This is a genomic window from Listeria grandensis FSL F6-0971 (assembly GCF_000525835.1).
Classification (GTDB): domain Bacteria; phylum Bacillota; class Bacilli; order Lactobacillales; family Listeriaceae; genus Listeria_A; species Listeria_A grandensis.
This window is the reverse complement of the sequence record NZ_AODD01000011.1, coordinates 22,778-37,291: the sequence shown is the minus strand read 5'-3', so window position 1 is coordinate 37,291 and position 14,514 is coordinate 22,778. Positions and strand designations below refer to the sequence as shown.

10 protein-coding genes and 1 pseudogene are annotated in these 14,514 nt (G+C 44.3%); all 11 read left to right on the top strand.

The window, feature by feature from the left end; genetic code table 11:
* The first annotated feature begins 11 nt into the window (after positions 1 to 11).
* The 11 genes and pseudogenes from PGRAN_RS07885 (at position 12) to PGRAN_RS16780 (ending at position 14,514) form a co-directional block, all read left to right on the top strand.
* Positions 12 to 8,417, top strand: a complete 8,406-nt coding sequence (locus PGRAN_RS07885; RefSeq protein WP_241433313.1) for an RHS repeat-associated core domain-containing protein — start codon at positions 12 to 14, stop codon at positions 8,415 to 8,417.
* 168 nt (positions 8,418 to 8,585) lie between these two features.
* Complete coding sequence (locus PGRAN_RS17285; RefSeq protein WP_241433312.1) at positions 8,586 to 9,407, top strand: hypothetical protein; 822 nt, start codon at positions 8,586 to 8,588, stop codon at positions 9,405 to 9,407.
* A 120-nt stretch (positions 9,408 to 9,527) separates the two neighbouring features.
* The gene (locus tag PGRAN_RS07880; protein WP_036066317.1) at positions 9,528 to 10,172 is read left to right on the top strand and encodes a hypothetical protein; all 645 of its coding nucleotides are present in this window, start codon (positions 9,528 to 9,530) and stop codon (positions 10,170 to 10,172) included.
* Between the two features lie 181 nt (positions 10,173 to 10,353).
* Positions 10,354 to 10,530 (top strand): annotated as a pseudogene (locus PGRAN_RS17750) (RHS repeat-associated core domain-containing protein); the annotation flags it as partial.
* Between the two features lie 135 nt (positions 10,531 to 10,665).
* Positions 10,666 to 11,112, top strand: a complete 447-nt coding sequence (locus PGRAN_RS17280) for a hypothetical protein (RefSeq protein WP_241433311.1) — start codon at positions 10,666 to 10,668, stop codon at positions 11,110 to 11,112.
* Between the two features lie 169 nt (positions 11,113 to 11,281).
* Entirely contained in the window at positions 11,282 to 11,788 is a 507-nt protein-coding gene (locus tag PGRAN_RS07870) for a hypothetical protein (protein WP_206537359.1), read from the top strand.
* Entirely contained in the window at positions 11,778 to 12,347 is a 570-nt protein-coding gene (locus tag PGRAN_RS07865; RefSeq protein WP_036066315.1) for a hypothetical protein, read from the top strand. The genes PGRAN_RS07870 and PGRAN_RS07865 overlap by 11 nt, the downstream gene beginning before the upstream one ends.
* 131 nt (positions 12,348 to 12,478) lie before the next feature.
* A complete protein-coding gene (locus PGRAN_RS07860; RefSeq protein ID WP_036066314.1) occupies positions 12,479 to 13,066 on the top strand; it encodes a hypothetical protein in 588 nt (195 codons plus the stop codon).
* A 17-nt stretch (positions 13,067 to 13,083) separates the two neighbouring features.
* On the top strand, positions 13,084 to 13,437 hold the full coding sequence (locus tag PGRAN_RS07855) for a hypothetical protein (protein WP_036066313.1): 354 nt from the start codon (positions 13,084 to 13,086) through the stop codon (positions 13,435 to 13,437).
* Between the two features lie 258 nt (positions 13,438 to 13,695).
* Entirely contained in the window at positions 13,696 to 14,244 is a 549-nt protein-coding gene (locus PGRAN_RS17275; RefSeq protein ID WP_036066312.1) for a hypothetical protein, read from the top strand.
* Between the two features lie 45 nt (positions 14,245 to 14,289).
* Positions 14,290 to 14,514, top strand: coding sequence for a hypothetical protein (locus PGRAN_RS16780; protein WP_159101124.1), 225 nt, complete (start codon positions 14,290 to 14,292; stop codon positions 14,512 to 14,514).

The window sequence follows — 14,514 nt, the reverse complement described above, 5'->3', positions numbered from 1 at the left end:
GGGGATTACATATGAAAAAGGGATTGAAGATTTTATTGGTGACGCTTTTGCTATTTTCGATGATGCCGTGGCAGTTTGTGCAGGGCGCGATGAGTGTGGAGAGCGAGTTTGGGAATTATTATGGGAAACGGTTGGCGTCGCAGGATAAGGTGACGGTGGCGGATTTGGATAAGGATGCGCAGAAGCAGTTGAAGGATGGGGCGAAGACGGAAAGTGTGACGGTAGCGGAAAATTCGGATACTGTTAATGCGGATGCGTTGCGGTTGTTTGAGGCGGAGGCGCCGAGTGTGACGGAGGGTTTGACGGAGGACGCGAATGCTGCTGGGATGGATGAGGTGGTTGCGGATCGGACGGAGAATACGAAGACGTTTGTGAACAAGGATACTGGTGAGGGCAAGACGTATTATTTTACGGAGCCGGTGCATTTTAAGGATAGCGCGACGGGGAAATGGGAGGATTTTGATACGACGCTGGTGAAGGATGGCGTGAAGGCTTGGACGGCGAGTGAGACGGCACGCCCGATTGTGACACCGAAGACCGTGACGGAAGATGTGATGCCGACGCTTGGTTTGGATGGCGCGGATGTGGCGGTTCGACCGAGTGGGGACGCGGATTTGACGCAGGTCGCGACGCGGGATAACCGGATATTTTATGCGAGTGAGGATGCTAAAACGGATGCTTTTACGATGCAGGCGGATAGTTTTGGGATGGGGCTCGGGCAGTATGTGAAGACGGGAGATGAGACGGCGCAATCGGTGGCGTTTGATTTGACGGTTCCGGATGGCGTGACGCTAAAGGATGATGCGAAGCGTGCGGCGACGTTGATTTATCGTGGCAAAACGTTGATTGGCGCGATTGCGAGTCCTGTTTTGGAAGATGAGAATGGGTCTGTGATCGATACGTTGTCGGCGAAATCGGTGAAGACGGAGGACGGCTATAAGCTAGAGGTTGCGGCGTTTAGTACGGCGAATGTGACGGGAAGCCTTGCTAAAGTTGCGGTTTCGTTTGTGAGTACGAAGATTACGAACGGGATTGAGGCAACGAGTTTGCGCCAGTATCGGGATGATGTCGCGTATTCTTTTCAGCCGTACATGTATATTGGATATGACGATGGGAATAACTCGGGAACGCTTGGTGCCGCCCATTTTATCACGTATGGTGTTGTGAAGGTTCCGGATAGTGAGATTAAAAAAATTGGGACGAACCGCGAAATTGAGTCGGCGGAGCTTTCTCTTTTTAGAAGTGGAACGGAAGGTTTTTGGGGGGATCGTGCGAAGGATGGCAGCGGCAAAATTGTGAAGCGTCAATTCGAGGTGCACGGGATTACGAAGGACGTTGGGGCGATTGACGACCTGACGTATGGCAAATTCCAGAGCCTTGGTTTTCCGTATGGCCCACCGGCGAATCTAGATGGCAACGAGACGTATATTGGCGGGATTGATGATGCGAATCGTCGGGTTTCGTTTGATATTACGACGGTTGCGAAGGATTGGGTCAATGGCGGGAAAAATAATGGCGTGATCGTGAAAACGGCGAAGGTGAATGGGTTTGAATTGCCGTATTCGCAGGCCGATGTGTTTGCTGCGCCGAAATCTGGTGTGACGAGTGAGTCGCCGTATGTGGTGTTTAAGCATCGCGAGCGTCCGCCGATTGATGCGGATATGCCACTGAAGGATACGACGCTGTATTTGCGTCCTTTTGTGAGTGCGAATAATGATGGCATGCTTGATTTTACAGCGCTTGGGATGGACGGGGTTGGTCGTCCGGATGCGAAGATTCATTATAAAATTGTCGATACGTCGGATAAAAATAAGGTGACGTTTAGCGGGACGGATCCGTCGATTGGGCGGGATTATTTGTTCCCGGATTATCCGAAATTGAACAGTTTGACGCAGGAGTATCGCGAGTTGATGAGTAATTGGCAGACGAATACGCTGCTTTTGAAGGGTGCTCTCGCGGAGAATCATTTGTACCAAGTGGAGGCGGAGATTAAGGACGGGAACGAGTCGGCGAGTAAGAAGTATGATACGTTTCAGATTTATCGGGTGACGGGGATGGATTCGTTGCCGCGTTTGTTGAAATTTTACGGGATTTCGAACAAGCGGTCGCAGTTTATGTTGGATAATAATATGAAGGATGAGCTCTTGGTTCAGGGGAACTTGGTGTTTATTCGGAATCCGCAGCAGAATGCGGGGAAGGCGTATCAGACGGGGAATTATTCTTCGGCGGATAAGATGCGACTGGATGCTCTGGCTTTAGGGCGTGGGAAACACTGTACGTTCGGATATGAGCCGATTAATTTTGATAGTGGGAACTTGCTTTATGATATGGAGGACGCGAAGTGGTTTGATTTCGACGGCGAACGCACGATAACGCGGACGTATAACTCGATGGGGCAAGGCAAGGATAGTCCGATGGGGCGGAACTGGACGTTTAATTTGGCGGATCAGCTTGGTTTCCTTTCGGACGGAACGGTGATGTTGACGCGCGCGGATGGCGGAAGTGTGTTTTTTGACAAACAGACGAACGGGACTTTTGTGATTGCGGAGGATGAGCCGCTTGCTTTGACGAAAAAGTTGAGTAAGGATGGTGCGCGGGAGTTTGAGGTCGTGAACTCGGAAGACGGTAGTGTGTCGCTTTTTGCGGCGAATGGGCTGCTTTTGAAAACGACGGATCGTGCGGGTCATGTGACGGTGTATTCGTATAATGCGGATGGTGAGTTGACGAAGATGGTGACGGGCTCTGGGAAAGTGCTGACGTATGCGTGGGATTCGCAAGGGTATTTGAAGGAGATTACGTTACCGGATGGTGGCAAGTTGGCGTATTCGTATGACGCGGACGGGAATTTGACGAAACTTGTGGATCAGACGGGGAAAGTGGTGACGTATCAGTATGATGATGCGCATCACATGACGTCGTATAAGGATCATGACGGGAAACTGTTGATTGAGAACGTGTTTGATGCGGATGGTCGTGTGACGAAGCAGACGGATGGCGAGGGGAATGTCGCGACGCTTGCATACGAGGACGGCAAAACGACGACGACGGATTTTAACGGGAATAAGCAGGTGATTTATTTTAATGAGCGCTTGCAGACGACGAAAATCGAATACGCGGATGGATCGGTGACGGAGAACGTGTATGATGGGAAAAATCAGTTGGTTGCGTCTGTGGATCAGCTGGGAAATAAGACGACGTTTGTGAATGATGCGAACGGGAACGTGACGAAAACGGTTTATCCGGATGGATCGACGGAAACGGCGACTTTTGATGGGAAAAATCAGTTGGTTCGCGAAACGGATAGTCTTGGCGGGGTGACGACGTATGACTATGATGCGGCGGGCAATGTGGTTCGGTCTATTTTGCCGAATGGGGCTGTGGAGAAATACGCGTATAATGCGGATGGACAGCTGATTTCGGAGACGGACGGGAATGGTGTGACGACGAAAACGATGTATGATGCGGATGGAAATCCTGTGCGTGAAACGGATGGTCGTGGGAATGTGACGGTTTATGCGAATGATGCGTTGTCGATGCTCAGCGCGGTGACGGATGCGAATGGCGGTAAGGAGACGTATACGCGAAATGCGCGTGGGGAATTGACGCGGGAAGTGAATGCGCGCGGGGACGTGACGGCGTATGGCTATGACGCGAACGGGAACAAGGTTAGTGAAACGGACGCGAATGGGAATAAGACGGTGTATGTGTATGATGCTTTGGGACGCTTGACGGAAGAGACGAATCCGATGGGTGGCGTGACGAGCTACGCGTATGACGGGAACGGGAATAAAATTAGTGAGACGGATCCGCTTGGAAACAAGGAAAAATTTGCGTATGATACGCTGAACCGGGTTGTGAAAGCGACGGCTGCGGATGGTACGGTGATTCGTTACACGTACGATGCGCTAGGCCAGAAGTTGTCGGAAGAGACGGCGGATGGGCAGAAAACGACGTATGTGTATGACGCGAAATCGGGCTATATGACGACGGAAACGGATCCGAAAGGGAATGTGACGGCGTACGCGTATGATGCGGATGGGAATGTGACGCGGATTACGTATCCGGATGGCACGACGGAAGCCTTTACGTATGACAAAATGGGGAATATTACGCGTTTTGTCGATCAGGAAGGCCATGTGCAGGAGTACGAATTTGATGCGAATGGCAATACGACGAAGCTGAAAGAGGCTGGGCGTGTGTCGACGTATGATTATGATGCGAACGGCAGTGTGGTCGCGGAGCGTGATGCGGCTGGTGGCGTGAAGCAGTATGCGTTTGATAAGGTGGACCAGGTGCAGACGGAGACCGATGAAGTTGGCGCGAAAACTCGCTATGTGTATGATGCAGATGGTAATGTGACGCGGATTACGGATGGAAATGGGCATGCGGTGACGCTGGCTTATGACGGGGAAGCGAATGTGATTCGGGAGACGGATGCGGAAGGTAACGTGACGAAATATACGTATAACGCGCTCGGCTTGGTGGCGACGGAGGTTTCACCGACGGGGGATATTACGCAGTATCGCTATAATAAGAATGGCGATCTGACGGCGGAAATTGATCCTTATGGGAACGAGACGGCGTACGAGTATTCGAAAACGGGCGACGTGACGGCGATTGTGGATGCGCTTGGGAACAAGACGACGTACGCGTATGATGTGCGTGGAAATGTGACGGAGAGCGTGGACCCGATTGGCAGGAAAACAACATACGAATATGATTTGGCGGATAATGTGGTTAAACAGAAAAACGCCGATGGTACGGTTTCTACTTTTGCGTATGATAAAATGGATCGTTTGTTGGAACAAAAAGACAATACGGGACAAAAGGAAAGTTATGCGTACAATAAAATTGGCGATGTGACGCGCGTGGCGGATCGTAAAGGCCGGAGCGAGACGTATGACTATGATGCGTTTGGGAATGTCGTTAGTGAGACGGATGTGCGTGGGAATAAGACGGGTTATGCGTATGATGCGGCGGATCGATTGGTCGCGCAGCAACATCCGGAAGGCACGACGCAGAGCATGGCGTACAATAAACGTGGCGATGTGACGTCGGAAATTCTGCCGAATGGTGGGAAGTATGCGTACACGTATGACGCGGAAGGCAATATGCTGACGGAGACGAATCCGCTCGGCGAGACGACGCGCTATGGCTATAATGGCAACGACGACTTGGTGAAAACGACGGACGCGGCGGGCGCTGTATCGAGCGTGACGTACGACGCGAACGGGAATGTGATAAAAGTTGTCGATGAAAACGGCGGCGTGACCCAGCAGAAATTTGATGCGACGGGGCTTGTGACGAGCCAGACGGATGCGGAAGGAAACAAGACGCAGTTTGGCTATGATCCGCTGGGACGTTTGACGACGGAGATCGACGCGGCTGGCTTTAAATTGCTGAATCGCTATGATGCGGCTGGTCGTTTGACGGCGGAAACGGATAAACGCGGGAACACAACAGTTTACACGTACGACGATGCGGATCAAATTTTGACGGCAAAAGAACCTGCGGGAATTACGTCCAAATTTGAATATGATTTGCGTGGGAATGTGTTGAAAGAAATCGATGCGAATGGCAAGGCGACGAGATATGCGTACGATAAAGACGATTTACTGCTTTCGGAAACGGATGAAATTGGCTATAAGCAGAGTTATGCGTACAACCAGTTCGGCGATTTGACCGAGGAAAGCGACAATCAATCGAAGAAGGCGATCGTGAGCTATACGTACGATAAATTTGGCCAGCAGACGTCTGAAAAAGATGCAAAAGGCAGAATGACACGTTATTCGTATGATAAAACGCAGCGTTTGAAGGCGATTACGTACCCGAATAAACTCGCGGTCGGCTATTCGTATGATAAATTAGACCGCGTGACGGCGATGCGGGATGTCCGCGGCAACGAGTCGAAAGTGCAGTACGACAAGGTTGGCAACGTGACGTCGATGATTGACCCAGGAAATCAGGCGTATCAGTATGCGTATGATAAAAAGGGAAATGTGACGAAGGAAACGGATCCTTTGAAGGCGAGCACCGAGTATCGCTATAACAAAAACGACCAAGTGGTAAGCATGAAGGACCCGACGAATGCGGTGACGACGTATCATTATGACGCGCGCGGTTTGCTGGATTCCGTGAAAGATGCACGCGGCAACGAGTCGAAAATGAAGTATGATGGTAATGAGAACGTGACGGAAACCACCGATGCGAAAGGGCAGAAGGAACAGTTTAAATATGATGCGCTGGATCGGATGACGACGGCGAAAAATCGTTTGGGTCAGACCTCGACGTATACGTATGACAAAGTGGATAATCTGACGGAAATCAAAGATGCCAAAGGTTTCGTGACGAAATACAGCTACAACGACCGCAGCGATATGGTCAAAGAAGTGACACCAGAAGGCAAAACGGAGAAATACGCTTATAGCCTCGACGGTTCGCTCCAATCCGAAACCAAACCAGACGGCAGCAAGACGACGTACAAATACGATGAATTGAACAATCTGGTCGAGCAACAATTCGACGGAGGCGGCTACAAATATACGTATGACGAAAACGACGAAATCAAAACCGCGACATCCAAAGACGGCACAGCGACTTTCAGGTACAACAAATACGGTGATGTAACAGCGGTCAAAGATGCGAATGGCGAAACGTTGCAATACGAATACGATACCATCGGACGGAAAACAGCATTGGTGTATCCAGACGGCAAACGCGTGACCTACCGCTATGACGACACAAACCAGTTAACCGATGTCATCGAAGCAGACGGCAAGAAAACCACCTACGACTACGACGCCAACGGTTTACCACTCGCGATTCACTACAGCAACGGCACCAAAACAACGTACCGGTACTCCGCAATTGGCGAAACCGAACACGTCCAAACCATCAATAAAGCCGGCAAAGCGATCGCAACATTCGATTACGTCTACGATGAAAACGGCAATATCACCAAAGAAACGATCAATCAAAACGGCAGCCAACAAGTCAAAACCCACACCTACGACGCCGACGACCAAATCAAAGACACGACCATCCAAGCAGGCAAAAACACCGAAGTCATCACGTATATATACGACGCCAACGGAAACCGAACCAAACTAAAACGCGTCAAAAACGGCAAAAAAACCATCGAAGCCTACCACTACGATGACGATAATGTCCTCGCGATGATTCAAGCCGATGGAGACGCGGACACGACCTACACCCACGACAAAAACGGAAACATTACCAAAAAAGCACTAAGAAGTGGTAAAGTAGAAACATACACATACAACGGTGAAAACCAACTGATCCAATCCGCCGACAACGAAGGCCACGTAACGACCTACAGCTACGACGCATTCGGCAACCGGATTGGCAAAGAAACCATCACCGACAAAACCAAAGAAGTCACAGGCACACTCAGCGAATGGATCACAGACTACGACAAACAAGCCAAAGACAAACTCAAAGTGACACCAAGCAAAACAGCCACAGAAGGCACGACAACGAAGCAAACAGAATCCACGACTAAAACCGAGAGCCTAGCCAAACAACTCGAAAAACGCGCGTCTGGCGATTTTGAAGGCTGTTCTCCAATCGCCGAAGAAGGCACCGACGTTGTGACGAAAGACAACAGCACGAAAACAACGACATCCGAGGAAGCGACAACAACGAAAGTAAAAGATGGCATTCAGGGCAAAACCGAGCTGAAAGAAAGCGATGGCGGCAACTCGACAAGCACTGAACGCACGACAGAAACAACCAAATCCGTCGGGTATCAAGCCATCACCACGATTCGCTACATCAACGACTTAACCCAAGAATACACCCAAGTCGCACAACTAGACGAAACCACCGAAGACAACGATGAAACGACGGAAACCAGCACCGATTACCGCTTTGGCGAAGACGACCAAATCCTCGGAACCGAAGACGAAAGCTATCACGAAAACGGCTTGACAGACATCGCAACGACATCCGACGGCGAAGAAAGCACGGATTACGACTACACCGATTACGGTACCGCGATTGCAACCGCACCAATGGCAAATCAAATCGGCTACCGCGCCCAAATGCACGACACAAGCGACACACAAAATCTACGCGCACGGAATTACGACACCAACACCGGTCGCTTCCTACAAGCCGATAGCTATCGCGGCGCCCTAGACGATCCGCGGACGCAAAACCGTTACATTTATGGCGGCAATAATCCGAATTCCTATGGCGATCCGAGCGGTCACTTCATGAATTGGCTCAAGAAAAAAGCGAAGAAAGTCAAAAACAAAGCCAAAAAAGCGGCAAAGAAATTTGGCAATGGCATTAAAAAAGCCGTGAAAAAAGTCAAGAAAGCCATCAAGAAAACGGTGAAAAAGGTCAAGCGAGCCATCAAGAAAATCAAAAAAGCAGTAAAAAAAAGTCTATAAAAAAAATCAAACGTGCTGCAAAAAAAGCCATTACTAAAGTCAAACGCGCGGTAAGCAAGTTTAAAAAAGCCGCGAAGAAATCCATCAAACAAATCAAAAAAAGTGGCGAAAAAGGCTTATAAAAAGGCAAAAGTAATCCTGAAAAAAGTACAAAAAGTAGCCAAAAAAGTGAAACATATTGTAAAAACCATTAAGAAAGCAGGTATCAAACAAATACGAAAAGCTTTCAGTTATGTCAAAGCAACAGGAAAAGCAATCAAAGCAACGGTGAAAAAACAACTAGCAGCCAAGAAAAAAGCAAAACAAAAAGCAGAAGAAGCTAGAAAGAATAAAGCGTATCAAGCAGTGTGTAAGAATACGCAGCCAATCAGCTCATATAACTTCTCTGATTATCAGAAGAGCCCGCTAGATGACGGTACCTACTGGCTATCCAAACCAGGCAATACACCACAACAAAATGCAGCAGCAACGAAAGCCTATACAGCGGCCGTGAAAAATGGCACCGTGGCAACAAGTTCAGGTGGTGTGAGTAATGACTTAATGGACATCTACATGAAACAAATGTTAGCGGTCAAAACAGGTGTCAATCCATTCACAGGAAAAGTGCTAACAGAATGGGAGAAGAAGCAATTTGCATATGCTGGGGCTGTCGGTATGCTGAATTTAGGTTACCTAGGTGTTTGGGGTAGTGGTGTATATAAAGGGAGCATAGGAAATTCGGTTAATAAAGAACCTGTTAAAAATAGTAATCAAGCTAGTGATATTTTTGCTTATCAAAAGTATAAGGAATCGTTATTAAAAGGTGATATTGTTGAAAACTCTAAATCTATTATTTCAGGTGATAAATTAAAAGATCCTAAGCTTATAAACGAACTTACTAAGGATGGGAGTTCAATGTCTGATTGGGCTAAAATGGAATCCGAATTTTCTTATACAAGTAATTTTGGAACAGGAAAAGTACATTATTATAAAAAATTTGAAAACTGGTGAGGTGAGTTCCTATGATGCAAAAATAAAAGTTTCAAAACCTAAAGACTTACGGTCTGGTGTAGGCGACGATTTTTGGATTGTGGAGCTAGATAGTAACTTTATTCCGATAGGAGTGAGAAAATGATAGTCCAATGTATTAGTAATAAAAAAAATAAATATATAACTCTAGATAAATGCTATCCAATTTTTTCGGGAGAATATCAACTTATAGATAGTGAAAGTGTGTTTGAATCGTATAGAATTATTGATGACATGGGCAACCTATCGGTGTATGAGGCTACAGATTTTACTGTCATTCACAATGACTTTAGTAACTATGAGATAGTTGCGTATAATAATATAAATGAGTTTACACATAATGACATTAATTACGTTAATTTCTATGAAGACTACTATAATGACATACCCGATGCCGTAGTTAGATTAAAAAAAACAGCTGTTAGAATTTATCAATCAGATTGTTCAAAAGATGAGCTTGTTAAATTTATTTGTAATGAGACTTACTCAACTGATGAAAAATGTTTTGTATTAGAAGCCGTGTCTGAAAAGATTGTCGAATCGGATATAACTACTTTAATACTCTATTTCAGTGAGGAAAAGTTAAGTCAAGATATCGAGTTGGCAGAAGAATTTTTATGTTTACTGAGCAAGTATAAAAATGAAAATGTATATCAATATTTTTTGGATTATTTTTCAGTGCATGTTGGAGAAAATACAGAGATTGACCAAATTATTAGTACTTATTTTGATGAGTATTATTTGTGAGGTAGAAGAGTTTAGTTTAACTATAACTAAGATGATTCGCTAGATCGAGAGAGATTTTCTCTCTCAGATACATACAAAAATATGTTAGAAAACAGTACAATTAGAAAGTATGGATAGGGGTTAAAGGGCAAGGTTGATATATTGAGTTATCGCATCGCAACCCGTTCTAAGAACAAAGTAAATTGTTTACAGCGCTCAAATACATGACACCAATGACACACAAAACCTACGCGCACGGAATTACGACACCAACACCGGTCGCTTCCTACAAGCCGATACGTACCGAGGTGCCCTCGATGACCCAAGGAGTCAAAACCGCTACATTTATGGCGGTAACAACCCGAACTCCTATGCCGATCCGAGCGGTCATTTTATGAATTGGCTCAAGAAAAAAGCGAAGAAAGTCAAAAACAAAGCCAAAAAAGCAGCGAAGAAACTCGGCAATAGCATCAAAAAAGGCGTAAAGAAAGTCACGAAAGCCATCAAGAAAACGGTGAAAAAGGTCAAGCGAGCCATCAAGAAAATCAAAAAAGCAGTAAAAAAAGTCTACAAAAAAATCAAACGCGCCGTGAAAAAAGTAGCAACGAAAGTCAAACGCGCGGTGAAAAAATTCAAAAAAGCAGCCACGAAATCCATCAAACAGATTCACAGAACAGCGAAAAAAAGTGTATCAAAAAGCCAAAAAAAGTCGTACAGAAAAAGATACAAAAAAATCAAACGCAGTGTGAAGAAAAAAAATCACCACCATCAAAAAAGCGGGGCTAAACTTCCTAGCAAAAGCCAAAACAAAAATAAAAGTAGCTTCCATCGTCCGCAAAATCGCACGAGCCAAAGCAAAAGTCGTACTCAAAGCCAAACTGAACAAAGCAAGCAAAAAGTACGCAGAGAAGAAGATTGCGAATCAACTACGCGCACAGAAAAATTGGAAATCCGTATGTAGTGGAACCTCCGCTCTAAGCGCAGGCTTCGTAGATGGACTCGCCAGCAATGGCACATTTGGCATTGTCGGCACGCTCAATAAAAATGATCAAGCCTATGGCGACAATAACCTCTATCACATCGGAAAAATCCTAAGTGACATTGGCAGTATTGTTGTTGGTGGCGTGGGAATGGCAGGCGGTGGAGCTATCGCTGGAGTTGGTTTAGGCCTGGATGCAACCGGCGCAGGCGCTGTGATAGGCGTTCCAGCAAACATTGCAGGTGTAGCAATCGCATCAGGAAGCGCAGCCGTAGCTACAAGTGGTACACAAAACATCGTAAAAGATGCGAGTGACTTGATTTCTAATATAAGAAGTGGATCTAACAAGGAAGTTAAGTCTGGTGCAAACGGAAAATTTGAAAATGCACCATATCACGGGAAGGCTGATAATGGAAAGAAAAACAAAGCTCCTACAGAAGGTCAACAGGCTTTAGATAACTCTGTCTCTGTTTCTGAGGGAACCACAACAAGAAGGATAGGGGTTAGTAAGGGTGAGATTGTTGTTCTTGATGAAACAACTAAGGGTGTGTTTCATGGGCATGTAAGGTCAATAGATGAACTAACTCCAAAAATGAGATCAGCGTTACAGAAAGCTGGGCTAATTAATAAGAAAGGAAAGATTATCAATGATAAATAAATTGGTTTTTATGGTGAATAATCAGGATCGGATAGAATTGTGCATGCCTAGTAGAGAAGTGGATATTCGCAGATATGATGAAATAGAAATACTGTTAAACGTTCTGCAAGATACCTATAAACTGTATAGTGACGATTTCATCATTGAGGCTATAGTTGCTCTGAATAATCTTCTTGAGAAAGTAATAGATAATAAGCTTGGTATGCCAGATTCTTTACCAGAATTAGAGATTGGCAAGTTGAGTAATGATAGCTACCAAGATTTAGATGATGGACTAGTTTATGAAGAAGGGAATTGGATAGGTACAAAATACAATGTCTGGAGTTCTAACTACTATGAAACGTGGCTGTACAATAAAAACGGAGAAATATATCTTCAAGTGACACCAGTTTATAAATGGCATTTTAGTGAAGCAAAAAGTAAGGATAACTTTAGTAGCTATTCACAATTTGTAAAAGAATACAAGATTATATATAAAACTAAAATAGAAAGAGACAATGCAATTCAATGGTTAAACAAATGTAAAGAAATAATCAAGATTATCGATATGAATGATTGATACATCAATACCGAGAAATATTTTTTTCTCGGTTACATAATGATTCAATGAGAAATTAACCGAAGTTTCGTGGGACCTTCGCTCTAGGCGCAGGCTTTGTAGATGGACTCGCCAACAATGGCACATTTGGCATGGTTGGTACGCTCAATAAAAATGATGAAGCGTATGGCGACAACAACCTCTATCACATCGGAAAAATCCTAAGTGACATTGGCAGTATAGTTGTTGGTGGACTAGGAATGGCAGGCGGTGGTGCACTTGCAGGTGGCGGGCTAGTTCTGGATGGCACAGGAGTTGGAGCAATAGCAGGTGTCCCGGCAAACTTGGCGGGTGTAGCTATTGCGACAAGTAGCGGAGTCGTAGCAAAAAACGGCACACAAAACATCATTAAAGATGCGAGTGATTTGATTTCTAATATTAAATCTGGTAAAGACAGCAACACCCCCGAATTAATAAAAACAGGAGATAAAACATCGAGAGGTAGGTCATTCTCAGAACATGGTGCTGAGAGGGCTAATGAAAGAGATTTTTCTAAGGATACAATAGATTCTATTATTGATAATAATATGAAGACTAGGAAATCTAAGGTGGATGATTTAGGACGCAAGACTTGGGAATACACGGATGCTCGGGGAAATAAAGTGGTTACGAATGAGTCAGGTGGTATTATTTCAGTTCACTCACCATTACCAGGAGGGACTTATATTCCAAAGAAATAATAGGGAGGTATTTATGTATGGATAAGAATGATTTATTTAAACTGGCAAGATCAATTAATTGTGAATATGAGGTTGGTATATGGTCAGAAATAAATTCTTTTTTTGACTATCAGGAAGCTAGTATATCCAACTTTGATTTAAAATTCGAGAAAGAAGATAAAGTGATAAACAATTATTTTTCATTAGATGTGGAAATGAAGAACTTCGATTTTCAATCAGCGCATAGTATGTTTCATCTCTTGGTTCAATTCATTGAGTACAGGTCAGCAACTTTTTATGTGCAAGAGAAAAGTAATACCGAAGTTAGGATGTATTTATTATCGGCCACACCAGACAATAAAGGATTTCTTTTGCAAATGAAAATTCGATAGTATATAGGACATTTTATGAAGAATTTATTGAAAGGCTGCCAAGAGAAATTTATAAATTTCTCTTGGCTACATAAAAATATTTGAATTAATAAAGTAGTATTTAGGTTTTTATCTAATCAAAAATCAAAGCAGCCTCCACTGTCAGCAAAATCGCACGAGCCAAAGTCGTCCTAAAAGTCAAACTGAACAAAGCAAGCATAAGTACGCAGAGAAATTCAATATTTTAAATTTGATTGAGGTGAGAGGGGGATTTTACGAATGGAAGGGTTAGTCTTGGAAACAATAAATAGAATTTATCACAATAAAGATTATGATTTCTTTAAGCAGAAATGTGAAGCTGAATTAATTATTACAGACGATTTAGTTCGTTTAATCGAGCATAAAGGATTTAAAGTTATGATTCAAGATGTTGAGGTAGGGCCTTCAATCAGAATCACTATTGACTACCCAGAATTTGAGAAGGGTGAAATGAAGGTTTCCTACAGTACGATGATTGATGTTTCAAAGATTATTCCTATTTTTTATGTTCAGCATGAATTTGAGGTAGAGAATATTGATGAAAATCGTATGGGACCTGTGTTAGATGGATTTGGTGGACAGTCTTATACAATGAGTCAAGCTGATATATATGATAAAATCGTTACATTTTTGGAGAAGCAAGGCTATTCTGAGGTTTCATATACAGAAATGGATATTGCGATTCCAGATATAAAAATGCCAGAAGATGTTTGGCTATTTGGGCCTCAATTTACAGTCCGAACTTGTTTGTTTCATGATATTCTAGATATTTGTGAGCTTTATGATTAATCTTATGTGGAGTATCGATATTTATATGCATAAGAGTTAATATCCTTGTATCAAAATATAGAAGATTGCGCTAGTGTAAACAAAGAACAAACAGGAGAATTGTGTAGGTTATTGTTACGCGAAAATATTGGTGCTAATGTGTTTTATGAAGAACAGTTAGAAATTTTTATTGGTTATGATTATCTGATGGATGTCCATTGTCTGTACTCGATAGAAGAGATAATTCCGCAAATTGAAGCGATGGGGTTGTATGTAGAGATATCATTATAG

Excerpts from the sequence above, each read along its gene's own strand:
- PGRAN_RS07885 (WP_241433313.1), top strand. The coding sequence starts at position 12 with ATGAAAAAGGGATTGAAGATTTTATTGGTGACGCTTTTGCTATTTTCG.
- PGRAN_RS07880 (WP_036066317.1), top strand. The coding sequence starts at position 9,528 with ATGATAGTCCAATGTATTAGTAATAAAAAAAATAAATATATAACTCTA.
- PGRAN_RS07870 (WP_206537359.1), top strand. The coding sequence starts at position 11,282 with ATGGCAGGCGGTGGAGCTATCGCTGGAGTTGGTTTAGGCCTGGATGCA.
- PGRAN_RS07865 (WP_036066315.1), top strand. The coding sequence starts at position 11,778 with ATGATAAATAAATTGGTTTTTATGGTGAATAATCAGGATCGGATAGAA.
- PGRAN_RS07860 (WP_036066314.1), top strand. The coding sequence starts at position 12,479 with ATGGTTGGTACGCTCAATAAAAATGATGAAGCGTATGGCGACAACAAC.
- PGRAN_RS07855 (WP_036066313.1), top strand. The coding sequence starts at position 13,084 with ATGGATAAGAATGATTTATTTAAACTGGCAAGATCAATTAATTGTGAA.
- PGRAN_RS17275 (WP_036066312.1), top strand. The coding sequence starts at position 13,696 with ATGGAAGGGTTAGTCTTGGAAACAATAAATAGAATTTATCACAATAAA.